This is a genomic window from Kribbella sp. NPDC051952, from assembly GCF_040680855.1.
In the GTDB taxonomy this organism is placed as follows: domain Bacteria; phylum Actinomycetota; class Actinomycetes; order Propionibacteriales; family Kribbellaceae; genus Kribbella.
This window is the reverse complement of record NZ_JBFAXQ010000025.1, coordinates 1-22,438: the sequence shown is the minus strand read 5'-3', so window position 1 is coordinate 22,438 and position 22,438 is coordinate 1. Positions and strand designations below refer to the sequence as shown.

Here is a 22,438-nt window from a genome sequence, read left to right as displayed (position 1 = left end):
ACCTAACGCTTGATGGTGGTCGCCGCGCGCTGGAGCTCGGTCAGCACAGTGCGGACGGCCTGACGCGCGGTGCGTTCGGGTCGATGCAGTGCGTCGATGTGACGTCGCGCGTGCACGCCGCGGAGCGGGCGGAGGACGACGTCCGGGTGCCGGCGGGCGGTCCAGCGCGGTATCAACGCGATGCCTGCTCCGGCCGCGACCAGCTCGGCGACGACGGTGAATTCGTTGACTCGATGGACCAGCTCGAGACGCTGATTCGCCGCGGCACCGATCGCCTCGATGGTGGACATCAACGGAAAGCCGTCGTGGACGGTGATCCACGGTTCCCCGGCGACATCGCGAGGTGTCAACGCCCGCTTCGCCGCAAGCGGGTGATCGACCGGTACGCCGACATCCAACGGCTCATGCAGTAGCGGGGTGACTGCGACCGTCCGTGGCCAGGCGGCACCGTGATCGAGCCGGTGCGCCAAGACAACGTCGTACTCGCGGGTGAGCGTTGGGAACTCGTCCTGCGGCACGTCCTCGTCGTGCAGGTGGAGTTGTGGCGCCGCGCCGGATCGCAACAGGTGTGGAAAGAACGCGGCGGCGGCGCTGTGAAAGGCGGCGACGGCGACCGGCCCGTCCGGCTGCTCGACGAACTCGTCGACGGTGTGCCGCGCGCGGGCCAACGCCGACTCGACCTCGGCGGCCGCACCGGCGAGCGCCTGGCCGGCCTCGGTGAGGACCACCCGCCGGCCGTCGCGTTCGGTCAACGGGACCGGGATGGATCGCTGCAACAGCCGCAACTGCTGTGAGATCGCCGACGGCGTAACCAGCAACGCCTCTGCGGCGGCCGTCACACTGCCCAGTTCGCCGACTTCCCGAAGCACCCGCAGCTGTCGTTCGTCCATCTTCACACTGTAGGCGCTCTACAGGATTGCTTTAGAAAGTGGTTCTTGGCTACAACGTTGCGAGACGTCACCGTTGACTCGTGCCCGGATCTCGCCGTACCGATGTCGTCCTGCTGCTGATCGCCCTGGTGTGGGGTTCGAGCTACCTCGCGGCCAAGACCGCGACCGCCGGCACGCCGGTGCTCACGGTGCTCTTCCTTCGCTACGCCATCTCCGCGGTCGCTCTGTTGCTCTTCGTTCGACGCATCAATCGCCGCGAGCTCAGGATCGGCGGTTTCCTCGGCCTCACCCAGGCTGCGGTCCTGATCCTCGAGACGTACGGCGTCACCCACACGAGCGCGGCCAACGCCGGGCTGATCATCAGCCTCACCCTGGTCATCACGCCGTTGCTGGATCGCCGCCGGATGCCCCCTAGGTTTTTCCTCGCCGCCGGGCTCTGCGTCGTCGCCGTCGGCCTGCTGATGTCGGGCAACGGACTGCACACCCCAGGCATCGGCGACCTCCTCATGCTCGCCGCCGCCGTCGTCCGCGCCGCCCACGTCGCCCTGGTCGGCCGCCTAGCCACAGGCCTCCGCCCGCTCCAACTGACCGCGGTCCAAACCCTCGTAGGTACAGCCCTCTTCGCGGCCCCCGCCGTACACCACCTGCCGTCCGCCGGCGACACCGCCACGTGGCTACAGCTCATCTATCTAGCCTTGTTCTGCAGCGTGTTCGCCTTCCTGGCCCAGACCTGGGCCGTCCAACGCACCTCAGCCAGCCGAGCTAGCCTCCTCCTAGGCACCGAACCCCTCTGGGCCGTTGCCATCGGCATCTGCCTGGGCAACGAACACCTGACCCTCCCCACCGCAATCGGCGCCGCCCTCATGCTCACCTGCACAACCTGGGGCGGCGCCATCGAACGCTCCCACCACTCAAACCCCAGCCGCAACAACGATGGCCACCGCGTTGCAGAGCACCGCGACAGAGATGTACCGGGTGAGCACGTCGCCGGACTCGAGCCGGGTCCGATAGCGCTGGAAGCCCTTGCCGATCGTCCAACCGTCGATCGGCAGCTCACCGGGCGCATGCAAGCGCAGGCCGTCGTCACCGATCTTGACGAGTAGCAAGAACACTGCGATGAAGGCAACGACCGCCCCAGCACTGCTCGCAATCACGCGAGCGGTCTCCAGGTCCGGCGACGGGTCGGCGAAACCGACGACGAGCCCGGTCGCCACCAGGCCGGCGAAGGTCACGATCAGGGCAATGACGGTGGCCCGAGCGGCCGGAGCCAGTGCGACCAGCCGCAGCACCTCCGCTCGTCTCTTCTCGCCACGCTCGTCGCCGGCCGTGTCGGTGATGAAGAAGTCCTTGATCCCGAGCGGCTCGTAGGCCCTGACCTGCTCGACGAAGACGGCCCCGTCGACCTTGGTCATCGGTAGTCCGGCCAACCAGGCCAGTCCAAGTTGGCAGAGCGCGAGGATGGCGAGTCCAACGGCCCCGTTCACGGGGCCGCCACATTCACCTTGGAGCGACAGGTGTGCACAGGCCCGGGCACGTTGTTGAGGAAGTCGGCCTCTGCCTCCGACCGGTACTCCGTGGTGGTGAGGATCCCGTGCGCCCTCGTGGTCCCGGCGGGCTGCCGCACCACCGCTACGGACCAGGTGCCATCCATCTTCGGTCCGAAGTTCCCACCCGGCCAACTCAGGGACGCCGCCTGCGCCGTACCCTGCTGCAGGATCAGGCTGGCACCCGGTCCGGAGCCCAGAAGCAGCACGGTCAGCACGATGTCGTAGGAGTCGTTGCCGAAGTTCGCGACCGTCACGTCGTGCTTCGCACCGGCGGCGAGGATCGGGTCCGGTTGGCAGCAGGTGTCGACCTGCAGACCCGCACAGGTGCTGGTGTTCTGGTACGCCGGCATCAGTGCATCACCATCTGCTGCGGGACAGTCATGGCTTCCTGAATGGCGCGCATGGCGGTTAGTACGTCGCTCATCGAGGCCGACTCGGTGAAGACGACCGAACCGTCGATCAGCACCGTGACCTGTTGCTCTCCGGACTGGACGGTCACGCCGACCACGTCACCGCTGCGACCGGACAGTTCCTCGCGCAGCGGGTACTCGTCCTCCGACTGCACCAACGTCGTGGTCCGCTCGTCGCTGACGCGGACAGACGTGGGACGAACCTCAGCGTGGTCGGGCGGGGCGAGCAGGTTGCGGAGCGAGAACTGAGTGCGTTCGTACGCCGTTCCCGCCTCCCGCAATGCACCCTCCAACTCGTCGACCAGACCGTTGACGAGCCCGGCCGACTGGCCGACCAACCCGATCAGACGCTCGCCCGTGTCCTCGTCGGTCGCCGGCAACTCGGCCAGGACGACGAATCTCGTCCCGGTCGATTCCGCCGACCGCCAGGCACTCTCGTGGTTGTCGGCGTAGGTCACCGCCCGGACGGTGAGCTCGCCGGCTCCGACGTCCGGCGGATCGACGTCCGCGGGTTCGCCGAGCTGGTCGGCGAAGGCAACGAGTTGATCATGTGACGCGGCAGTCTGCAGCCACGCGGAATGCACATACATCTGGTCCCCCCACATGTAAGTCCCTCTGCAGAAGGTACCTCCGGGTCTCGCCGTCGGCGAGACCTCGCGACGGCGACCATCGGCGAGACCTCGTGATCAGGCGTCGGCGGCGGCGTCTAGTTGTTCTCGGAGGATGTCGGCGTGGCCGGCGTGGCGGGCGTGTTCGCGGATCAGGTGGACGTGGATCCAGCGGAGGGAGACTTCGCCGAGGCGGGGGTGGGGTACGACGTGGTCGAGGGGGAGATCGGCGGCAATCCGGCGGGACTCGGCGCAGGCCTCTTCGTAGGCCGCGATGATGTCGGGGATGGTCTCGGTGTCATCGAGGTGCCAGCTCGCCTCCCCGCCGGCTGACTCGCCCTTGATCTCATCGCGCGGTCGGCCTGCCACGGTGTGCTGGAACCAGTTGCGCTCTACTCCGGTGAGGTGCTTGACCAAGCCGATCGGTGTGGTCAGCGAAGGCACCAGCCGGCGCCGTGCGTCCGACTCGGACAGACCGCGGAGCTTGCCCACCACGTCCTTGCGGTGCGCATCCAGAAACGCCTCGAGCACTTCCCGCTCGCCCGCCGTACGGGCGAGATCCTCGTCGATCAGGTTCATCCGGCGAATGTAGTCAGGACCGGGTCCACCTCTGATCGGTGGAGCCGTTGCCGCGGACGCCGTACAAGAACCCGAGCGCCAGACCGCAGACTCCGGTCAGCCCGATGATGAACGCGGTCCCGGTCCAGCTGAACTCCGGCTCGGTGGTGATCAGCCGCATCCAGACCCGGGCCGCGATACCCCAGCCCACCCCGAGACCAAGCCCAGCCGCGGTCGTGGTCAGCACTCGTACTGTCATCTCTCCCCCTCGGCGTCCATGCTGGGAGCACGGATCACTACGACAGACGAGGCATCGCCGAGTCGCGGGTGACAGCGAAAGATCTCTGCTTGCCCTGTCACCCGGTCCGGCGGGTCACTCGTCCGTAGGGGTGATGGGGGCTATGGATGCGGCTGCGAATCTGTCCGCCGACGAGGTGCGGCCGGATGCCGACGCTGGCCCGCAGCCAGCAGCGGATCCACGATCAGGACCGCGCGGCGGCTTACCTGGGGGTCGATCGTGATCAACCTGGCCCGCGACCACAACCGCCGCGGCCTGGTCTCGCTCCGGCACCGACTCCCGGCCGATCCGGACGACCGCTCGGCCGAGGACCACGCCACCGAAGGTGAGAGCCGGCGGGCGGTGATCGACGCCTTGCGCGCACTCCCCCGGCGCCAGCGGGACTGTGTCGTACTGCGCTACTACCTCGAACTGTCGATCGCCGATATCGCCGACACCCTCGGCCTGTCGCCGAACTCGGTCAAGACCCATCTGCGACCGGGTGCTCGGCAGCATCGCCGACGACCGGGTCCGGCGACGCCGGCTCACCCGGACCGTGCTCGGACTGGCTGCCGGCATTGTGTTGCTGACGGCAATCATCCTGATCTTCACGCACGGGAGAACGGTCGTCCCGTGCTGGACTGGTGGATCCTCGAGGTGTTCACCGACGTACTGCTGATCGCGCTGGCGCTATGGCTCGGGCCGTTCATCAAACGGTTCGGTCGGGCCTACGCGGCGGATGTCTTCCACGACAATCCGCAGACCGGCAAGAGCTACATCGTGCTGACCGACATCGTGTACTACCTGATCTTCTCCGCTTACGTCCTGTTCACGGTCAGCTTCGAGCCGCGGGAGAACTGGGGGCCGCTCGTCCACCCCGCCCAGGTCGCCTTCGAGGTCGGCCGGATCGGCGGCATCCTGCTCATCATCGGCGTACTGCACGGCCTCAACATCATCCTGATGCCGGTCCTCGGCCGGCTCTTCTCCCTCAACCGCAGAATCTCCGGCCGGTGACCCTCAGGACCGCGTCCATTTCTGATCGTCGGCGCCGGTACACGGCGCGGTGATGACGGCCACGCCGTTGTCGGTCCCGGTGGCGGTGAGGCAGCCGGCGGTGCTGGTGACGGTTTGGTCGGCGTTGAGTTGCCAGGTCTGGTTGGTCGCGCCGGTGCAGCTCTCGATGGTGGTGGAGGCGCCCGCGGTCATGCACTTGTCGGTGTACACAGTGAGCTCCCCGTTGGCCGTGTGGTTCCAGGACTGGTTGCCGCCATTGTTGCAGTCCCACAGGTCCAGCGCCGTACCAGGACTCGTGGAGAAGCCCGGTACGTCGACGCATCGACCGCTGGCCACACCACGCAAGGGCTCGCCCGGCGGGGCGGGCGGCAAGGTGTTCGTCGGCTCCTTCTTCAGCAGACCCCAGCCCCACCACAGTTGCGCGCGCCCACTTTGGCTGTTGACCTGAAGATCGCGCGGTCCGACCTGTGTGGTCATCGAGTAGGAGTCGCCGGTTCGTAGGCCGGGCCAGTAGACGATGCCTAGCTTCTGTTCGTGGGCTACTTGGGTCAGGGCGCCGAGGTAGGCGGTGTAGACGTTGCCTTCGTGGTTGCCGTAATTCAGGCCGATCGTCATCGGTGAGCCGGCCTCGTCGATGATCGTGCGCCAGCCGTACGAGCCGATCCGCGGCCGCAGGTTCGCCAGCCAGGCCGCCTCGGTGGTGTCGGAGGCCCAGAAACCGTAGAAATGCAGGGAAAGCAGCGTGCCCTTGAGTTCGGGCGCGGCGCCGACACCGGTGACGTTGTCGTTGTAGCCGGTGCCGGAGATGACGATCCGGCTGCGCGGGACGTTGTGATGCCGCGCGATCCAGGACGAGGTCAGCGCGACCCACTCGGTCAGCGAGTAGCCGAAGGGCTCGTTCATCGGCTCGAAGTACACGTGCGAGTTCTTGCCGTACGCCTTCACGACCGTGTCCCACATCGCGGCGTACTTGGCCGGGTCATCGACGCGACCGTCCTTCGCGTTGTCCGCCTCCCAGTAGCTGAGGATCACCTTGTAACCGTTCGCGACGGAGGCGTCGATCGCCGCGCGGTAGGACTTCCACCAGGTGGTCCCCACGCTCGACGGGTTGATCGGCAGCCGGATCGTGTTCGCCTTCAGCTCGGTCCGGAACTCGCTGACGATCCCGGTCGCCTTCCGGTACGTCGTGCGGTAGTCGTCCGCCGTACTCAGCCCGGACGGGACCACCTCGTCGTCGGCGTAGTTGTCCCGCGGATCGGCCCAGTTCACCCCCCGGAAGTCGTTCGTGCCGCTCGCGGCAGCGGGCATGACGAAGGCGCCAGTGAGGGCGCCGGCGAGGGCGGCGACGGCGAGTACGACGGACGCGATACGGCGGGCGGTTGATCTCACGACCAGATGTTCACGTGAACATCCACCGTCAGTCAATGGCTGACGACCATCAGATCCAATCGGAGCCAGTCGGCCAGGTCACGCAGTTCCCGCTGAACCGCGGCGCTGAGAGCCTTCGAGAACGGCGCGTCCTCGTGAATCGCGTCGACCCGGAAGACACCCTCCTTGCGATCAGACATCGCGTCGACCTTCCCGACCAGCCGGTCACCCGACAGGATCGGCAGCGCGAAGTATCCCCATTTGCGCTCGGCAACGGGTTTGTACATCTCCAACTGGTAGTCGAACTCGAACAGGTCGGTCATCCGCTTCCGCTCGTACACCAGTCGATCGAGTGGCGACAGGATCGCCGTACGTCCGGAGAAGGGCTGACCGAGCAGCTCGGGATCGACGCGCCACTGGCCCCGGACACCATCGATGACCGCAGGTTCCCCAACTGTCTCGAGACCTCTGGCACGGAGGATCCCGAGTGAACGCAACTGCTGCTCGTCCCGGATCCGGCGAGCGTCCTCGTACGGCACGACCGGATCGTCGGGATAGATCCGGCTGGCCAGATCCCACAACCGGTCGCGACCCTCCCGGCCCGCGGCCGCCACCTCGCCGCGCTGCACCATCAGATCGAGCAACCGCGGCACGTTCTTGTTGTTGTTCCAGCCCGACGACCGCCACGGTACGACGCAAGTGTCCGGTAGCTCCCGCAGCACCAAGGGGCCGTCCTGACGCAACCGCTCGAGGATGTCCAACCGGCAGCCCTCGTTGGCCATGACCCAGTCGCGCAAATACTCCTGCCACTCATTCAGCTCGCCGCGCCCCGGCCACTCCGCCATCTCGGCCCGATACAGCACCAGGCTCTCCAACGGCCGGACGAACCCACGCAACTCGAGCAGGTGCTGCGACTCCAACGCGTCCGCCAGCTCCCTCGGGTCGTACGACGAACCCAGTCGACTCCACGCCACCAGGTCCGCATTGGGCGCGACATAAGCGGTCTGATCCAGCTGAATCATGGTCAGACCCCGCACGAGCTCGAACAGATCGTCCGGCCGTTCGGCCGTCAGCAACTGCGCCCGTACGGCGATCCGGCGGGCGTCGCGGCGGGACAACTGGTGAGGAGTCACGACCGGAAGGCTAGGCCAAACCATCGACAGTTCCGGCGGGGAACGTGTCAGGCGTTGTCCACTACTGCCTGTAATGCGAGACTGGGAGCAGGTGGGGACCTGATGGTGCAGGGGGGCGTCGTGGCGGTACGTGATCGGGCTTTTGTGCCCTTGACAGTTCTACTCGTGGCAGTGACCGCGGTCAGCTGCTCGAAGGCCGAGGGCGCGGACTACAGCGACGGCAGCGCAGCTCCGGAATCGACTCCGTCGATCATCATTCCGACCAGTCCCGCGAAGGCGACGCCGGCCAAGGACTGCAAGCAGTCGACGGTGGCACTGGCACCGAAGGCCGAGATGGAGGGCGTGCAGCTCGAGGCCAGCACCGATCCGACGCTCACCTCGATGCTGTTGAAGAACACCGGCAGCCTGTCCGTCATCGTCGTACCGGATGCGGACTTCACCACGCGGCTGGTCGCGGCGCCGTACGCGAGTCCGGCCGACGATGCGTCGAAGGCCGCACTCAGCGCGGCGGTCAACTCCGGCAGCCTGGGAGTCGACAGCGGACTGCCGGCGTACGTGCCGCTGACGCAGGTGTTCATCGTGCCGCCGCAGTGGGCCGTCTGCGCACTCACCGACGTGGTCAAGGAACCAGCCGGCGTGCGCTACATGCGGGACAAGCGGTCGAGCGCGGAGTACTTCGTCGCGAAGGGACTGGCCGACTCCCTGTTCTCGAAATTCAAGGCGAACAAGGCCGCGCCGGCACTGCTCAAATGCACGAAGAACACCTTGCAACTGCTGAAGGAACACCCCGACCTGCAGGGCGCCGAGTTCTACGCCGAGATCCTCGGCGCGAAGTCCAGCTGCCGGGCCGGCTACAAGGCCCTGCTCGGCAATGACGAGCACGCGGCCCAGCAGACCGGCACCTCGGTCCTCAACGTGCTAGAGGGCACGCCGGAACTCCTCGAGACCACCAGGCTGTACGACGCCCTCGCGCAGGGCTGACCAGGGGTCGGATCCGGGTGCGATCAGGGTGAACTCCCCTGCCCCGGACGTCCGGGTGGCCGGAGACTGGAGAGCAGAACCCCTTGGCACACGGAGGACACAGAACATGATCGGCTTCATCGTCGCCGGACTCATCATCGGAGCACTGGCGCGGCTCTTCACGCCCGGCAAGCAGCGCCTCGGCCTGCTCGCGACGCTGCTGCTCGGCCTGGTCGGCTCGGTCATCGGTGGCACGATCGCGAGCCTGCTCGGTACCGGCGGCATCTTCGAGTTGAACATCCTCGGCTTCATCGCCGCCGTGGTCGCCTCGGTGCTGCTGGTCGGCACCGCGGAGTCGCTCTCGGCGAAGGCCAAGAACTAGCACCAGACCCCAAGAACTGGCACCACACCAGAAGCGCCGGCCCTCAGCTCTCCGGGTCGTTGCTGGCCATCGCCGCCCGCGGTTCGCGGCCGAGTGGCTGCGGCGGCCGGGGCAGCAACGGCCGGCGCTTCTCCAACGTCCGGATCACCGGCTGGTCCGGGGTGAGGATGATCTCCTCCCCCGCATGCCACAAGGTGACCCGGGCGTCCTCGCCGTCGTGCACCGAGTACTTCACCGCCACCGGATCGATCTCGACCTTCACCCGGACCCCACGCCAGCGGATCGCGAAGCTCAGCCCGGACAGCCCCTGCGGCAGCGCGGGATCGAACGACAGCCGCCCGTCGTTGTCCCGCAAGCCACCGAATCCGGCCACCAGCGCACTCCACGCACCACCCAGCGACGCCATGTGCAGGCCGTCCCCGGTGTTGTGGTGCAGGTTCCGCATGTCGATCAGCGCAGCCTCGTACGCATAGTCGTAGGCCAGGTCCAGGTGACCGACCTCCGCCGCCATCACGGCCTGCACGCACGCGGACAGAGACGAGTCCCGGACCGTCAGCCGCTCGTAGTAGTCGAAGTTGCGCGCCTTCTCCTCGGCCGTGAACGCATCGCCACACCAGTACGTCGCCAGCATCAGGTCGGCCTGCTTGATCACCTGCGTGCGGTACAGCGTGAAGTACGGCGCGTGCAGCAGCAGCGGGTACTTGTCCTTGTACGCCTCGAAGTCCCAGACGGCGTACCCGGTGAAGCCTTCGGACTGCGGGTGTACGCCGAGCTCCTCGTCGTACGGCACATACACAGCGGCGGCCGCGTCACGCCAGGACGCCTCCTCCTCCGCGTCGACACCGAACTCCCGCGCGAGGTTCGGCAGCCGGGCCGCGGTCTCGGCGGCGGAGCGCAGGTTGCGCGCGGCCATCAGGTTCGTGAAAACGTTGTCGTCGGCAACAGCGCTGTACTCGTCCGGTCCGGTCACGCCGGGCAGGTGCCAGCGTCCGTCCCGGTCGTGGTGGCCGAGTGAGATCCACAGCCTGGCGGTCTCGACCAACAGCTCCAGACCGACCTCTTCGAGGAACTGCTCGTCGCCGGTCGCTCGGAAGTACCTCATCACCGCCTCGGCGATATCCGCGTTGAGGTGGAACGCCGCCGTACCAGCGGGCCAATAACCCGAGCACTCCTGACCGCGGATCGTCCGCCACGGGAAGGCTGCGCCGCGCAGGCCCAGTTCCCCGGCGCGATCGCGGGCCATCGGCAGGATCGAATGTCGCCAGCGCAATGCGTCGGCAGCCGCGTCGGGCATCGTGTACGTGAGCACGGGCAGGACGAAACCCTCCGTGTCCCAGAACGTGTGGCCGTCGTAGCCGGCGCCGGTGAGTCCCTTCGACGGGATCGCCCGGCGCTCCGCGCGCGCACCGGCCTGCAGGACGTGGAACAGCGCGAAGCGCACAGCTTGCTGCAGCTCCGGGTGCCCCTGCACCTCCACGTCGGCGCCGTCCCAGAAGTCATCGAGGAAGTCGACCTGCTGCTTGGTAAGCCCGTCCCAACCGGAGAAGCGAGCACTCGCCAACGCAGCCGCGACCTGATCGCGAACGGCGGTCTCCGACCGCAGGCTGGACCAGCCGTAGGCCAGGTACTTCACCACGCGCACGCTCTCGCCCGGCTGCAGCTGGCAGATCACCGTCGACCGCGCCCAGTCCTCGCGGACGTCGAGGTCCATCGCATAGCGGGCCGTGGTGTCCACCTCGTGGTGCATCGCGGCGGCCATCAGCTGACGGCTGCGCGTGGTCCGGTGGATCAGGACGACGCCGTTCTCACCACCGTCGTGGCTGACCGGCTTCAACGGGTTGTCAAGGACAGCGGCCACCCGCGGATCGTCCGACAGCTTCGGCTGCGCCTCGTTGGCCACCAACTCGGACTGGATCACGAACCGCGCGGGCTGGTCCACCGCCTCGACGGTGTACTCGATCGCGGCGACCGCGCGCTGGGTCAGCGACACCATCCGGCGGCTGCGGATCTTGATCCGCTTCCCACCCGGCGAGGTCCAGTCCACGTCCCGCTCGAGGATGCCGGTGCGGAAGTCGAGCGAGCGCTCGTGCTTGCTCAGGTACCCGTAGCGCAGGTCGAACGGCGAGTCGTCCACCAGCAACCGGATCAGCTTGCCGTTGGTCACGTCGACCAGCGTCTGGCCGGACTCGGGGTAGCCGTAGCCGGCTTCGGCGTACGGGAGAGGGCGTTGCTCGTAGAACGAGTTCAGGTAGGTGCCGGGGATGCCGTACGGCTCACCCTCGTCGAGGTTGCCGCGCAGCCCGATGTGCCCGTTGGACAAGGCGAACAGCGACTCGGACTGGGCCAGCTTGTCGAGCGCCAGCCGGGTCTCCCGCAGCCGCCAGGGCTCGATCGGGTGGTGTCCGCGGTTGATCATTCGCCCTCCAGCAGTTCGGCCAGGTCGCGCACCACGACGTCAGCACCGTGCAGCTTCAACTCGTCGGCCTGTCCGACACGGTCAACTCCGATCACGAACCCGAAGCGCCCGGACCGGCCGGCCGTCACCCCCGCCAGCGCGTCCTCGAACACCACCGCCGCGGACGGCTCGACCCCGAACTTCTGAGCCGCCGCCAGGAACGTGTCCGGCGCCGGCTTCCCGGGCAGTCCCTCGGTCCGGATCGTCACGCCGTCCACGATCTCCTCGACGTACTGCGCGAGTCCGGTGACGTCGAGCACCTCGCGGGTGTTCGCGCTGGACGACACCACCGCTCGCCGGAGCCCGGCCTGCTCGGCGGCCTGCAGGTAGCGCCGGGAGCCCTCGAACACGTGTACGCCGTCGGTCCGGATCCGGCGCTGGACTGCGTCGTTCTTGAGGTTGCCGAGTCCGTTGACCGTCATCGCGCCCGGTGGATCGTCCGGGAGGCCGTCGGGCAGCGTGATGCCGCGGGAAGTGAGGAAGTCCCGGACGCCGTTGGCCCGGGGCTTGCCGTCGACGTACGCGTCGTACTCGTGGCGGGCGTCGAACGGGACGAAGGGGATGCCGTGTTCCTGCGCGTAGTCGCGCAGGAACTGGTCGAACATCTCTTTCCAGGCGGCGGCATGTACGGCGGCGGTATCGGTGAGCACGCCATCCAGGTCGAACAGGCAGACCCGGATCTCGGCAGGCAGTCCCAGCATGTCGCCCACATTAGGCGGTCAATCGGGCCGGGAGGCCAAAGGCCGGGAAACGGGAGTAGCCGAACGTCACTATCTCGACGATCTTGCCGTCGCCGATCCGGAGCACATCGAGCTTGAACGCGCGGAACACCGTGTCCCCCGGCCGGCGCAGATAAGAAGCTGCCGCAGGCAACCGATTCGCCCAGGTCGGCACCAGCCGCCAGTCGCCGTCCCGCTCCGGCCCGAACGCTCGTTCGAACAGCGGAAGCACGGCCGCGAGTCCGTCGAAGCGCGCCGGGTTCGGCGGCATCGACACGCGCAGTTCCTCGGCCGCGATCGCGATCGCCGCCGCGGCGTCGCACCGCTGGTGCGCGTCGATGAACCGATCCAGCACCTCGCGCTCCTCGGCGGTCGGCTGCGCGGTCCAGTCGGCGCGCCGAGCCGGCAACCGTTGCTGCATGGTCACCCGGGCTCGTTGCAAGGCGGAGTTCGCCGCCGCCACGCTGGTCTCCAGGAGTACGGCGGTGTCCGCGGCCGACCAGCCGAGTACGTCGCGGGCGATCAACGCCGCACGCTGCCGGGCCGGCAGCGCCTGCAACGCAATCAGGAACGCGAGCTCGATCGTCTCCCGGTCCACCGCGACCGTGTCGGGCTGATCGGTCGGCGGGGCGATCTCGTCGAGCATCCGGTCCGGGTACGGCTGCAACCACGCCACCTCACCGGATGACGTCGTACGCCGGGCGACGTCGAGGCAGACGTTGGTTGCGATCCGGTACAGCCAGGCCCGGAAGTAGGTCCGGCCGTCGAACGAGCCCCGGCCACGCCAGGCGCGCAGCAGGGTCTCCTGGACGGCGTCCTCCGCATCGTCGAAGGACGCCAGCATCCGGTAACAGTGCACATGCAACTCCCGCCGATGCCGCCCGGCGAGGTCGGCGAACGCTGTCTCATCCCCCGCGAACGCCGCCTCTTCGAGAGTCGTCATGGGCGGCGGTTGTGTCCGACCTCCTGGACCGTCCAGCCGTTGCCGTCCGGGTCCGCGAAGGTGAGGAAGGATTCGAAGTCACCGCGCTTCGGGCTGACGCCGGGCTGCTGGCCCTGCGCGCCGAAGTGGAACGGTTCGCTGACCTCCACGCCCCGCTCGACCAGCTCGGCCCGGGCCGCCTCGATGTCGGTCACCACCAGGTGCGTGCCCTGGTACGTGCCCGGCTCGGCCTTGGTCAGCCCGATACCGATGCTGATCGAGCATGCCGATCCCGGCGGGGTCAGCTGTACGACCCGGAACGAGTCACCGACGCTGTGATCGACGTCCTCGTGGAATCCGAGCTGCTCGACGTAGAACTTCTTCGCCCGGTCCACGTCCGATACCGGGACGATGACGAGTTCGAGCTTCCAGTCCATGACGGCCTCCTGCGTTCGGGTCGGCCTCAGTCTGACCGACGCTGTTGACCGTGTAACGCAGCGCCGCCCGGAAACTCATCGGTCCGGCGATGATTCCGTTCCGAAGATCTTCGCGAACCAGTCGAGCTGAGCGACCTGCTGGTACGTCTGGCCACCCTCGTGCTCGTTGTAGTGGTACACCTCGATCGACCTGTCAGCGCTCCCGTAGTGGTTGAAGGCCGCGAACACGGTCGACGGCGGGCAGGTCGCGTCCATCAGCGCGACCGAGAACAGCGCCGGCGCCGTGGCCAGCCGCCCGAGGTTGACGCCGTCGAAGTACCCCAGCGTCCGCAGCGCCGCATCCACGTCCTGCCGGAACCCCTTCAGGTACCGGGTGATCTCGGCGTACGGCTCCCGGTTGGTGATCTCCAGCGCACGCTGGAAGTGACACAGGAACGGTACGTCGGGAGCGCAGCCGAGCAGGTCGATCCCGGCCAGTCCGGCCAGCCCGGCCGCCGCGATCGCGATACCGCCGCCCTGGCTGGCACCGGTGACGATGATCCGGTCCGGGTCGACGAACGGTGAGGTCCGGGCGGCTTCGAGTGCGCGGACCGCGTCGATGAACACGCGCCGGTAGTAGTACGTCTCCGGGTCGGTGATGCCCGCGGTCATGAAGCCCGGGGTGTGGTTCAGACCGGCGTACGCGCTGTCGTCCGGCGTACCGACGATGCCGCCGGCGCTGTAGCCCTGACCGCGGGTGTCCATCACGAAGTGGGCGTACCCGGCCTGCGCCCACAGGTTCGTGGCGTGCGCGAAGCCGCGGCCACCGGAGTAGCCGAAGTACTGCACGACCGTCGGCAGCGGTCCGGTGGCGCCGGCCGGCACATGCAGCCAGCCCTTGACCGGCGTGCCGCCGAAACCGGCGAACGTGACGTCGTAGGTGTCGATGACGGCGAGCTTGTTGTCGATCGCCGTGAACGAGGCGGACAGGTCGTCGGTGCGCGCCTTCTCGATCGAGCGGCGCCAGAAGTCGACCAGATCAGCGGGTACGGCGACCTCGGGCCGGTACTCGCGGAGCTTGTCGAGGGAAAGATCGAACATGGCCATGAGCAACAAACCTACGTCAGACCACCCCACCTCGGAAAACGGTGTCCCACTGGTGGAACATAGCCGTCATGACCTTCTCCACCACCGAGCTGAGTGCCGCTCTCGGTACGCCGGTTACGGCGGTCGAGGTGATCGACACCTTCGCGGCCTCGTCGGCGGATGTCGCCCGGCTGCTCGTGCGCAGCGCCGACGGCTCCGGCCGGACCGTCATCGCCAAGCATGCGACCGGGCCCGGCGTGGCAGCGGCCCGTCGGGAGATCCGGTTCTTCGCCGAGCTCGCGCCACAGTGGGACCACCCGGCACCACAGTTGCTGGGCGCAATCGATCCGGGCGGCGACGGGCCTGTCCTGCTCGTGAGCGAGGACCTGCTCGCGGCCGGCTACCGCATTGTCGGCGCGGAGGTGTCGGACGAGCAGCTGTACGGCGCCATCGACGCGCTGGCCGGATTGCACGCGCACTTCTGGAACGACGTCAGCGGCGCGCCCGAACTCGAGCCCTCGGCGACCAGCTCCGCGCAGGCCTGGCCGCCGGAGGTGATCACACGACAGGCCGCCGCCGTACGTCGTGAGGCCGATCGGTTCTTCGCCGAGGCCGCCGAGCTGGACGACGCGGAGCGCGCGACGATCGATGAGGTGCTCGAGGCGTGGGAGCGGCAGTTCAAGGCCCGCGTCGCCGGCGGCCGGGCGATCACCCTGATCCACGGCGACTTCCATTTCCTCGGCAACGTGTTCTTCACCGGCAGCGACCCGCGACCGAAGGTCATCGACTGGTCCGAACTGAAGCCCGGCCTCGGGCCGCACGATCTCGCCTACTGCCTGAGCGTGGTGCCGTCCGATGACCGACCCAGCCGGGATCGGGAGCTGCTGCGGTACTACTGGAAGGCCCTGGGGGTGCCGGACTACAGCTGGGACCTCTGCTGGTGGGACTTCCGCTTCGCGCTGTTCAGCAACCTGTTCCAGTCGGTCTTCCAGCACAGCGTGCGCTGGTACCGAACCTCACTCGCCGCCATCGATGCGCTCGACGCCCGCACTGCGCTGACGGAGCCGCTACCGCTAGCGCGGTAGGACCTGGTCCAGTTGGCTGCGGGAGGTGATCCCGAGCTTCGGGAACACCTTGCGGAGGTGGTACTGGACCGTGCGGGCGCTGATGAACAGGCGGGTCGCGATCTCCGGGTTGGAGAGGCCGTCGCGAGCCATCCGGGCGATCTGGGCCTCCTGCGCGGTGAGTTCGCTCTCCGCCGGGACGACGCGTTTGCGAGCGGTTCCGCCGGCGGCCTGGAGTTCGCGGCGGGCCCGTTCGGCGAAGCCGGCGATCCCCATCGCCTCGAACATTCCGTGCGCCGATTTCAGGTACTCGCGCGCATCCGTACGGCGTCGCTCCCGGCGCAACCATTCGCCGTACAGGAGGTGGGCGCGGGCAAGCTCGACCTTGAGCCGGGTCTTCTCCAGGTACGCGATCGCCTCGCGATACAGGCGTTCCGCGGTTTCGCCGGCACTCAGCAACGCCTGGGAGCGGGCGTGTACCCCGAGCGCCCAGTCAGTGCCGGTCGCGGTGGCCATGTCGGCGAGCACCTGGCCGGCACGGTGTGCGGTGTCGATCGCCCCGATCCGGACCGCGGCCTCGACCAGTTCGCTCGGGGCCAGCATCATCGACCGAGCGTCGCGGGAGTCCTCGGTCGCATGCTGTGCCGCGACGGCCGCATCCTGGTACCGGCCGAGACCGTTGGCCAGCACAGCGGCCGCCCACTCGGCGAACACGATGCCGATGCCTTCACCGCGCCGGGTCCCGTCCTGCTTGGTGGCCTCGACCAGGGCGAGCGTCTCGTCCCGGTCGCCGCGGTACGCCGCCAGCGCCAGCCGCCCGTACGGCGCGAGTTGGCCGCCGGTCGCCTCGTTGACCGTCTGGACCTCGTCGGTCAGGGTCGCGGCCGCATCCAGCTCACCGGCGAACACGGACACGTAGGCGAGCGACGTCAGCGCGAGGCCGACGTTGCTGAGAACACCGGTCTCCCGAGCCAGCTGCACATGCCGCCTGGACAGTTGTTCCCAGCGATCTGCGTCCCACAATCGCAGCGCCGTCGTGGTCGCCATCCAGAGGAACTGCAGTTCCTCATCGACCGTCAGGTCGGTGCTGGAGCACGCGAGTGCTTCGTGCAGTGCCGGCGCACCCGCCGCGTACCCGTCCCCGTAGTACAGCGCGGTGCCGTCGAGCAGCCGGTCGACTGAACGAGTCACCGGCGGCCGTGGTGCCCCAGCGGCCGCATGCGCGATGTCGAAGACGTCACCGCCCGGGGTGGCCAGCCGACTCGCGAAGATTGCCGCCGAGAAGGCATCAAGGTACGTCGCCCTCGACAGCTCGACGTCCACGGACTCCAGCCGCTTGGCCGCCGCGAGCATCAGCTGTGGCGCGTCGTTACCGCGGTTGGTGCAGAACGCGAGCTGGGCCCGAATGAGGTCGGCCTTGGCCCGCTGGAATTCGCTGAGCTGCTCCGCATCGGCCATGGCAAGCAGCTCGGCCGCCGATTCGAACGCACCCGTCTTCAGCTCAGCCTGCGCGGCCGCGACCGCACGATCGCCTCGTTTCGCCGGGTCCAGGGTCAGTGCGGCCGACCGCTGTAAGAACGCGGCCGTCGCGGCGTATCCACTCCGGGCCAGCGCTCTCCCGGCTGACCGCTCCAATTCCGCGGCGACTTCCTCATCCGGTCCGGCGGCGGCCTGCGCCCGATGCCAAGCCCTCCGATCCGGATCGGCCTCGGCATCCGTCACCTCGGCCAGAGCCCGGTGGACCTCACGCCGCTCCCCCGCCGACGCGGAGTGGTACGCCGCCGACCGTACGAGCGGATGCCGGAACCGGACCCGCGTCGAGAACTCGGCCAGCCCGGCATCAGTCGCCGGCGCAGCCGCCTCCGGACCAATCCCGAGCAGGCCGGCAGCACGTCGTACGAGCGCGTTGTCGCCGGTCGGATCGGCTGCGGCGAGGACCAGGAGCCGCCGGGTCTCGGCCGGCATCGCGGTCACCCGGCGTACGAAGCTCTCCTCGATGCTGCCTGCACCGGGCAGACCGAAGCCGCCGGCCAGCTGCGCCGGAGTCATGCCGCGCGGGAGCTCCAGCAGGGCGAGCGGATTGCCATGGGCTTCGGCCACCAGCTGGTCACGCACCTGCGCATCAATCGGTCCGGACAGTTCGGCGTCGAGCAACCGCCGGGCGTCCGCGTCTCGCAGACCGTGGACCGGCAGCTCAGGTACGCCATCGAGGACGCCACCGACTGCACGGGTCGCGAAGATCAGCCCGACCGATTCGGCACCCAGCCGACGCGCCACGAAGGCGAGGATCTGCCCGGAGCACCGATCCAGCCACTGCTGGTCGTCGACCAGACACACCAGCGGCTTGTGCGCCGCCGCCTCGGACAGCAGGCTCAGCACCGCCAGTCCGATCATGAACATGTCCGGCGGCGGACCGGCCTTGATGCCGAACACGGTCCGCAGCGCCTCGGCCTGCGGTGCCGGCAGCTCCCCGAGCAGATGCAGCGCGGGCGCACACAGCTGGTGCAGGCCGGCGAACGCCAGCTCCATCTCGGACTGCACAGCCACGACCCGCGTGACGTCGAAGTCCTGTGCCTGGCAGACGACGTAGTCCATCAGGGCGCTCTTGCCGACCCCTGCCTCCCCGTGCAGCACCAGCGCGCGACTCTCCCCCGACCGCACTGCCCCAATCACCTGATCGAGTACGCCGCACTCGGCTTGGCGGCCGGTCAGCGCCAACTTCGACACCGCAGGCCCATGCACAGGCTCACGCTATCTCCTGGCGCCGACTGGTGGAGGTGGCCAGCCACTGGCGGATGCGAGCGAGGTTGCCCAGGTCGCACGCTCATGCAGTGCGCACCGAGCCGCTGACTGCCCGTTGTCGCCGTTCGGGATCCGTAATCGCTCAAGCTCTCGGAAGGACCTCCTCATGACCGGAACGCTCAAGGACAAGACCGTGCTCGTCGTCGGTCGCGGCGGCGGGATCGCCCGGGCGGTGACGATGGCCGCACGAGAGGCCGGAGCCCAGGTCATCGCCGCGGGGCGTAGTCAGGAGAAGCTCGCCGAGGCGTACGCCGATGAGCCCGGTGTCAGCACCGAGTACGTCGACCTGACCGACGAGGCCTCGATCGTGGCCCTGGGTGAGCGGGTCGGAAGCATCGACCACATCGTCTCCACCGCCTCGGCCCGGGCTCGCGGCAAGCTCGCCGACCTGAACCGGGACTCGGTCCGGCTGTCGTTCGACACCAAGGTGATCGGCCCGCTGATGCTGGCCAAGCACCTCGCGCCACGCATCAACGAGGGTGGCTCGATCACGATCTTCTCCGGTGTCGCCGCCAACAAGATCGCGGTCGGCACTCTCGCCGTCGCGATCACGAACGGTGCTGCCGACGTACTCGCGCGGTCGCTCGCACTGGAGCTCGCGCCGATCCGGGTGAACGCCGTCTCCCCCGGTGTGATCGACACCGGCGCCTGGGACGCGCTCGGTGACGAAGGCAAGGCGAAGTACTTCCAGGACCTGACCACACGCAATCCGGCCCGGCGGATCGGGGCCGCGGACGACATCGCGGAGGCCGTTCTGTACGCGATGACCAGCACCTTCGTCACCGGTACGACGCTCCGCGTCGACGGCGGCGAACCACTGATCTGACAGGAGACGACTGATGGGACTGTCCTGGCAACAAGGACCGCTCGCCACCGCCTCGATCGGCCGCTTCCTGGTTCCGGTCGAGCTCCCCGAGCGACTGCTCTTCGCGGAGCCGCTGCGTCGCCGGATGCGGGTCCGGTTCGGCGACACCTGGATCGCTGACAGTGAGGACGTCGTACTGCTGCACGAGCCGGCCCGGTATCCGGTGGCGTACTTCCCGCTGGGTGACGTGGTGGCCGACGTACTCACTGCTGAAGAGCGGACCACCAAGCACAAGGACCTCGGCGTGACGTCGTGGTTCACCGTCGCGGCCGGGTCGGACAGCAAGGCGCGGGCCGCTTGGCAGCACACCGAGCTGCCTGACTACGCGAGTGATCTGAAGGGACGGGTCGCGTTCGCCTGGCGGGCGATGGACGCGTTCTACGAGGAGGACGAGCGGATCGTCGGGCACGCCGCCGACGCCTACCACCGGATCGACATCCGGCAGACCAGCCGGCACCTCATCGTTCGCAAGGGCGACCAGGTGATCGCGGACACCTCGCGGCCGCTGGTGCTCTACGAATCGGGCTTCGCGCCGCGGTGGTACGTGCCGCGCGAGGACGTGGACGAGAACGCGCTGACTCCGGTCGAGGGCCAGACCTTCTGCCCCTACAAGGGTCTGTGCAGCTACTACGCCGACGGCGCCGCGTGGTCCTACGAGGACGCCTGGACCGAGGTACGGCGGATCTCCGGCATGGTCTCGTTCGAGCCGGACAAGATCGAGGTGGAACTGGACGGGAAGCGGCTGCGGCAGGAGCCTGGGCAGGGTGTGGTCTCGCATGGGATCGACCGTGATCTGACCGTGGAGGAACTGTCCGGATGACCAGTGCCAGCTTGCTGTCGGTGAATGTCGGCCTGCCGAAGAACGTCACCTGGAACGGGAAGACCGTCTACACCGGCGTCTGGAAGGAGCAGGTCGACGGCCCGGTGATGGCCCGGCGGCTGAACCTCGACGGAGACGGTCAGGGCGACAAGGGCGGCCACGGTGGTGAGCAGCGCGCGGTCTTCGTCTATCAAATGGACTCGTATCACCACTGGTCGCAGCACTTCGGCCGGGACGACTTCGTCTACGGGCAGTTCGGCGAGAACATGACCGTCGACGGGCTGCCCGACCACGAGGTGTGTATCGGCGACCGCTACCAGATCGGCGAGGCCGAGTTCGAGGTGACACAGCCGCGAGTCACCTGCTACCGCGTCGGAATGCGGATGGGCGAGCCCGAGCTGCCCGCACTGCTCGTCAGTCATCACCGGCCGGGGTTCTACTTCCGGGTGATCACGGAGGGCCGCATCCAGGCCGGCGACGCGATCGTGAAGACCCGGACCGGACCAGGCGCGCTGACCGTCGCCGACACGGATGCCCTGCTGTATCTGCCGGACCGCGACCTCGACGCCGTACGGCGTGCTCTGCAGATCCCGGCCCTCAGTCCGGGCTGGCAGGGCTCGTTCCGCGAGTTGCTCGAGGCATCCAGCGAGCAGACCACGTTCACGGCGGCGGGCGCGTCCGCGGCGACCCCGCCGGCATGGGAGGGGTTCCGGCAGTTGCGGGTGGTCGATGTGGTCCCCGAAACGGCCACGGTCTCGTCGATCAGTCTGGCCGCTGTGGACGACATGAAGCTGCCGGCGGCCAGGCCCGGTCAGTACCTGACGTTCCGGTTGCCGGATGCCGGCCTGCCGGTCCCGGTGCGCAGCTATTCGCTGTCCTCCCTCCCCGGGGCCGGCAGTTACCGGATCAGCGTGAAGCACGAGCCGCACGGAGTTGCGAGCGGCTATCTGACCAGCAAGCTCGCGGTTGGCGCCGTACTGGAGGTTGCTGCTCCGCGTGGTGAGTTCGTGCTCGAGGACGGCACCGAACCGGTCGTGCTGATCTCGGCCGGGATCGGGGTTACTCCGGTGATGTCTATGCTGCAGACGCTGGCAGCGGAACGCAGTACTCGCGAGGTGTGGTGGATTCACACCGCTCGGGGTCCGGCTGAGCAGCCACTGGCCGCCGAAGCGCAGCAGCTGCTGAGCACGCTGCCGAACGCGCACGAGCACATCTACTACTCCTCGACCGGCGGACGACTCACCAAGGACCGGTTGGCCGAACTGCAGCTGCCTGCCGATGCATCGGCGTACATCTGCGGGCCGGCCGGCTTCATGACCGACATGCGCGAGGCGCTGACCGCGGTGGGGATCGAACGGATCCACACCGAGCTGTTCGGTGCACTGGCCGCGATCAACCCAGGTGTGACCGACCGGACCGTACGGCCGCCTCATCAGCCCGCGGAGGCTGGCACCGGACCTCTGGTGACCTTTGCTCGCAGCGGGATCTCCACGGCCAGTGGGGACGGCAGTCTGCTCGAGCTGGCTGAGGCATGCGACGTACCGACTCGCTACAGCTGCCGCTCCGGTGTCTGCCAGACCTGCGTGACGCCGGTGCTGTCCGGCGAGGTCACCTACTCCCCCACACCGCTGGAGTCGCCTCCGAGCGGCCAGGCCCTGATCTGCTGTGCCCGCCCAACCACCGATCTCGTTTTGGACATGTGATGGATTACAAGCTCGAAGTCATCACCCTGGCCGTCACCGACGTTGACGCTGCCTCGGCCTTCTACACCTCGCTCGGTTTCAACCTCGACGTGGACTATCACCCGCGCGACGGCTTCCGCGTCGTGCAGTTCACGCCGCCCGGTTCGGCCTGCTCGATCCAGTTCGGCGAAGGTCTGAGCGACGCCTCGCCGGGATCCGCCCGCGCCAACTATCTCGTCGTCGCCGACATCGAGGCGGCCCACCAGGAATTGGTTGCGCGCGGCATCAAAGTCGGCGACATCCGGCACAAGACACCGATCGATACCTGGGCCGGCGACTTCGCTCCCGGAGCTGATCCGGAACGGCGTCGGGGGTCCAGCCGGTTGATTCGTAGAAGCGTTGGGCTTGGGGGTAGTTGGTGAGGGTCCAGAGGACGGCCTCGGGGTAGTCGGCGGCTAGG

General features: G+C 68.1%; 22 protein-coding genes. 9 read left to right on the top strand and 13 right to left on the bottom strand.

Annotated features, from left to right (window positions below):
* Positions 1-2 precede the first annotated feature (2 nt).
* Positions 3-890 (bottom strand): LysR family transcriptional regulator, encoded by an 888-nt coding sequence (locus tag AB0L70_RS33700; RefSeq protein ID WP_363690842.1) that lies wholly within the window; start codon positions 888-890, stop codon positions 3-5.
* Positions 891-970: 80 nt separating this feature from the next.
* On the opposite strand from AB0L70_RS33700, the gene AB0L70_RS33695 reads away from it, so the two are divergent.
* Positions 971-1,993: a DMT family transporter gene (locus tag AB0L70_RS33695; RefSeq protein WP_363690841.1), complete on the top strand. Its 1,023-nt coding sequence runs from the start codon at positions 971-973 to the stop codon at positions 1,991-1,993.
* A gap of 377 nt (positions 1,994-2,370) precedes the next feature.
* Here AB0L70_RS33695 and AB0L70_RS33690 read toward each other — a convergent pair whose 3' ends face one another.
* The 4 genes from AB0L70_RS33690 to AB0L70_RS33675 form a co-directional block, all read right to left on the bottom strand.
* Positions 2,371-2,787 carry a hypothetical protein gene (locus tag AB0L70_RS33690; protein ID WP_363690840.1) on the bottom strand — a complete coding sequence of 139 codons (417 nt, stop codon included), beginning with the start codon at positions 2,785-2,787 and terminating at the stop codon, positions 2,371-2,373.
* Positions 2,787-3,437 (bottom strand): hypothetical protein, encoded by a 651-nt coding sequence (locus AB0L70_RS33685; RefSeq protein ID WP_363690839.1) that lies wholly within the window; start codon positions 3,435-3,437, stop codon positions 2,787-2,789. The genes AB0L70_RS33690 and AB0L70_RS33685 overlap by 1 nt, the downstream gene beginning before the upstream one ends.
* Before the next feature lie 96 nt (positions 3,438-3,533).
* Positions 3,534-4,034 (bottom strand): DinB family protein, encoded by a 501-nt coding sequence (locus AB0L70_RS33680; protein ID WP_363690838.1) that lies wholly within the window; start codon positions 4,032-4,034, stop codon positions 3,534-3,536.
* A 13-nt stretch (positions 4,035-4,047) separates the two neighbouring features.
* Complete coding sequence (locus AB0L70_RS33675; RefSeq protein ID WP_363690837.1) at positions 4,048-4,272, bottom strand: hypothetical protein; 225 nt, start codon at positions 4,270-4,272, stop codon at positions 4,048-4,050.
* Between the two features lie 258 nt (positions 4,273-4,530).
* On the opposite strand from AB0L70_RS33675, the gene AB0L70_RS33670 reads away from it, so the two are divergent.
* On the top strand, positions 4,531-5,304 hold the full coding sequence (locus AB0L70_RS33670; RefSeq protein WP_363690836.1) for a sigma factor-like helix-turn-helix DNA-binding protein: 774 nt from the start codon (positions 4,531-4,533) through the stop codon (positions 5,302-5,304).
* A gap of 3 nt (positions 5,305-5,307) precedes the next feature.
* On the opposite strand, the gene AB0L70_RS33665 is transcribed toward AB0L70_RS33670, so the two are convergent.
* Positions 5,308-6,693, bottom strand: a complete 1,386-nt coding sequence (locus AB0L70_RS33665) for a ricin-type beta-trefoil lectin domain protein (protein ID WP_363690835.1) — start codon at positions 6,691-6,693, stop codon at positions 5,308-5,310.
* A 32-nt stretch (positions 6,694-6,725) separates the two neighbouring features.
* The gene (locus AB0L70_RS33660) at positions 6,726-7,805 is read right to left on the bottom strand and encodes a crosslink repair DNA glycosylase YcaQ family protein (RefSeq protein ID WP_363690834.1); all 1,080 of its coding nucleotides are present in this window, start codon (positions 7,803-7,805) and stop codon (positions 6,726-6,728) included.
* A gap of 165 nt (positions 7,806-7,970) precedes the next feature.
* Here AB0L70_RS33660 and AB0L70_RS33655 point away from each other — a divergent pair, with 165 nt between their 5' ends.
* Together AB0L70_RS33655 and AB0L70_RS33650 are read left to right on the top strand one after the other, a co-directional pair.
* The gene (locus AB0L70_RS33655; protein ID WP_363690833.1) at positions 7,971-8,786 is read left to right on the top strand and encodes a hypothetical protein; all 816 of its coding nucleotides are present in this window, start codon (positions 7,971-7,973) and stop codon (positions 8,784-8,786) included.
* 106 nt (positions 8,787-8,892) lie between these two features.
* Positions 8,893-9,147, top strand: a complete 255-nt coding sequence (locus AB0L70_RS33650; protein ID WP_363690832.1) for a hypothetical protein — start codon at positions 8,893-8,895, stop codon at positions 9,145-9,147.
* A 43-nt stretch (positions 9,148-9,190) separates the two neighbouring features.
* Here the strand turns inward: AB0L70_RS33650 and AB0L70_RS33645 are convergent, their stop codons facing one another.
* The 5 genes from AB0L70_RS33645 to AB0L70_RS33625 form a co-directional block, all read right to left on the bottom strand.
* Complete coding sequence (locus AB0L70_RS33645) at positions 9,191-11,563, bottom strand: glycoside hydrolase family 65 protein (RefSeq protein WP_363690831.1); 2,373 nt, start codon at positions 11,561-11,563, stop codon at positions 9,191-9,193.
* A complete protein-coding gene (locus AB0L70_RS33640; protein ID WP_363690830.1) occupies positions 11,560-12,303 on the bottom strand; it encodes a beta-phosphoglucomutase family hydrolase in 744 nt (247 codons plus the stop codon). Before AB0L70_RS33640 ends, AB0L70_RS33645 begins: the two co-directional genes overlap by 4 nt.
* A gap of 10 nt (positions 12,304-12,313) precedes the next feature.
* Complete coding sequence (locus AB0L70_RS33635) at positions 12,314-13,264, bottom strand: RNA polymerase subunit sigma-70 (RefSeq protein WP_363690829.1); 951 nt, start codon at positions 13,262-13,264, stop codon at positions 12,314-12,316.
* On the bottom strand, positions 13,261-13,680 hold the full coding sequence (locus tag AB0L70_RS33630) for a VOC family protein (protein WP_363690828.1): 420 nt from the start codon (positions 13,678-13,680) through the stop codon (positions 13,261-13,263). Before AB0L70_RS33630 ends, AB0L70_RS33635 begins: the two co-directional genes overlap by 4 nt.
* Positions 13,681-13,755: 75 nt before the next feature.
* The gene (locus tag AB0L70_RS33625) at positions 13,756-14,766 is read right to left on the bottom strand and encodes an acetylxylan esterase (RefSeq protein WP_363690827.1); all 1,011 of its coding nucleotides are present in this window, start codon (positions 14,764-14,766) and stop codon (positions 13,756-13,758) included.
* A gap of 68 nt (positions 14,767-14,834) precedes the next feature.
* On the opposite strand from AB0L70_RS33625, the gene AB0L70_RS33620 reads away from it, so the two are divergent.
* Positions 14,835-15,830 (top strand): aminoglycoside phosphotransferase family protein, encoded by a 996-nt coding sequence (locus AB0L70_RS33620; protein ID WP_363690826.1) that lies wholly within the window; start codon positions 14,835-14,837, stop codon positions 15,828-15,830.
* Here the strand turns inward: AB0L70_RS33620 and AB0L70_RS33615 are convergent.
* A complete protein-coding gene (locus AB0L70_RS33615) occupies positions 15,819-18,551 on the bottom strand; it encodes a LuxR C-terminal-related transcriptional regulator (RefSeq protein ID WP_363690825.1) in 2,733 nt (910 codons plus the stop codon). The two genes, AB0L70_RS33620 and AB0L70_RS33615, sit on opposite strands and share 12 nt — an antisense overlap.
* 166 nt (positions 18,552-18,717) lie before the next feature.
* Between AB0L70_RS33615 and AB0L70_RS33610 the strand changes: the two genes are divergently transcribed.
* From AB0L70_RS33610 to AB0L70_RS33595, 4 genes are read left to right on the top strand one after another with little or no spacing between them, the layout of a single operon-like run.
* Positions 18,718-19,437 carry an SDR family oxidoreductase gene (locus tag AB0L70_RS33610; RefSeq protein ID WP_363690824.1) on the top strand — a complete coding sequence of 240 codons (720 nt, stop codon included), beginning with the start codon at positions 18,718-18,720 and terminating at the stop codon, positions 19,435-19,437.
* Between the two features lie 13 nt (positions 19,438-19,450).
* The gene (locus AB0L70_RS33605) at positions 19,451-20,296 is read left to right on the top strand and encodes a DUF427 domain-containing protein (RefSeq protein ID WP_363690823.1); all 846 of its coding nucleotides are present in this window, start codon (positions 19,451-19,453) and stop codon (positions 20,294-20,296) included.
* The gene (locus tag AB0L70_RS33600; RefSeq protein ID WP_363690822.1) at positions 20,293-21,999 is read left to right on the top strand and encodes an MOSC and FAD-binding oxidoreductase domain-containing protein; all 1,707 of its coding nucleotides are present in this window, start codon (positions 20,293-20,295) and stop codon (positions 21,997-21,999) included. The genes AB0L70_RS33605 and AB0L70_RS33600 overlap by 4 nt, the downstream gene beginning before the upstream one ends.
* Positions 21,999-22,400, top strand: coding sequence for a VOC family protein (locus AB0L70_RS33595; protein ID WP_363690821.1), 402 nt, complete (start codon positions 21,999-22,001; stop codon positions 22,398-22,400). The genes AB0L70_RS33600 and AB0L70_RS33595 overlap by 1 nt, the downstream gene beginning before the upstream one ends.
* Positions 22,401-22,438 lie beyond the last annotated feature (38 nt).

Bases quoted from the DNA above. Each gene is read 5' to 3' on its own strand.
- AB0L70_RS33645 (WP_363690831.1), bottom strand. From the start codon at position 11,563: ATGATCAACCGCGGACACCACCCGATCGAGCCCTGGCGGCTGCGGGAG.
- AB0L70_RS33640 (WP_363690830.1), bottom strand. From the start codon at position 12,303: ATGCTGGGACTGCCTGCCGAGATCCGGGTCTGCCTGTTCGACCTGGAT.
- AB0L70_RS33685 (WP_363690839.1), bottom strand. From the start codon at position 3,437: ATGTATGTGCATTCCGCGTGGCTGCAGACTGCCGCGTCACATGATCAA.
- AB0L70_RS33605 (WP_363690823.1), top strand. From the start codon at position 19,451: ATGGGACTGTCCTGGCAACAAGGACCGCTCGCCACCGCCTCGATCGGC.
- AB0L70_RS33700 (WP_363690842.1), bottom strand. From the start codon at position 890: ATGGACGAACGACAGCTGCGGGTGCTTCGGGAAGTCGGCGAACTGGGC.
- AB0L70_RS33650 (WP_363690832.1), top strand. From the start codon at position 8,893: ATGATCGGCTTCATCGTCGCCGGACTCATCATCGGAGCACTGGCGCGG.
- AB0L70_RS33675 (WP_363690837.1), bottom strand. From the start codon at position 4,272: ATGACAGTACGAGTGCTGACCACGACCGCGGCTGGGCTTGGTCTCGGG.
- AB0L70_RS33600 (WP_363690822.1), top strand. From the start codon at position 20,293: ATGACCAGTGCCAGCTTGCTGTCGGTGAATGTCGGCCTGCCGAAGAAC.
- AB0L70_RS33635 (WP_363690829.1), bottom strand. From the start codon at position 13,264: ATGACGACTCTCGAAGAGGCGGCGTTCGCGGGGGATGAGACAGCGTTC.
- AB0L70_RS33625 (WP_363690827.1), bottom strand. From the start codon at position 14,766: ATGGCCATGTTCGATCTTTCCCTCGACAAGCTCCGCGAGTACCGGCCC.
- AB0L70_RS33680 (WP_363690838.1), bottom strand. From the start codon at position 4,034: ATGAACCTGATCGACGAGGATCTCGCCCGTACGGCGGGCGAGCGGGAA.
- AB0L70_RS33595 (WP_363690821.1), top strand. From the start codon at position 21,999: ATGGATTACAAGCTCGAAGTCATCACCCTGGCCGTCACCGACGTTGAC.
- AB0L70_RS33630 (WP_363690828.1), bottom strand. From the start codon at position 13,680: ATGGACTGGAAGCTCGAACTCGTCATCGTCCCGGTATCGGACGTGGAC.
- AB0L70_RS33610 (WP_363690824.1), top strand. From the start codon at position 18,718: ATGACCGGAACGCTCAAGGACAAGACCGTGCTCGTCGTCGGTCGCGGC.
- AB0L70_RS33620 (WP_363690826.1), top strand. From the start codon at position 14,835: ATGACCTTCTCCACCACCGAGCTGAGTGCCGCTCTCGGTACGCCGGTT.
- AB0L70_RS33690 (WP_363690840.1), bottom strand. From the start codon at position 2,787: ATGCCGGCGTACCAGAACACCAGCACCTGTGCGGGTCTGCAGGTCGAC.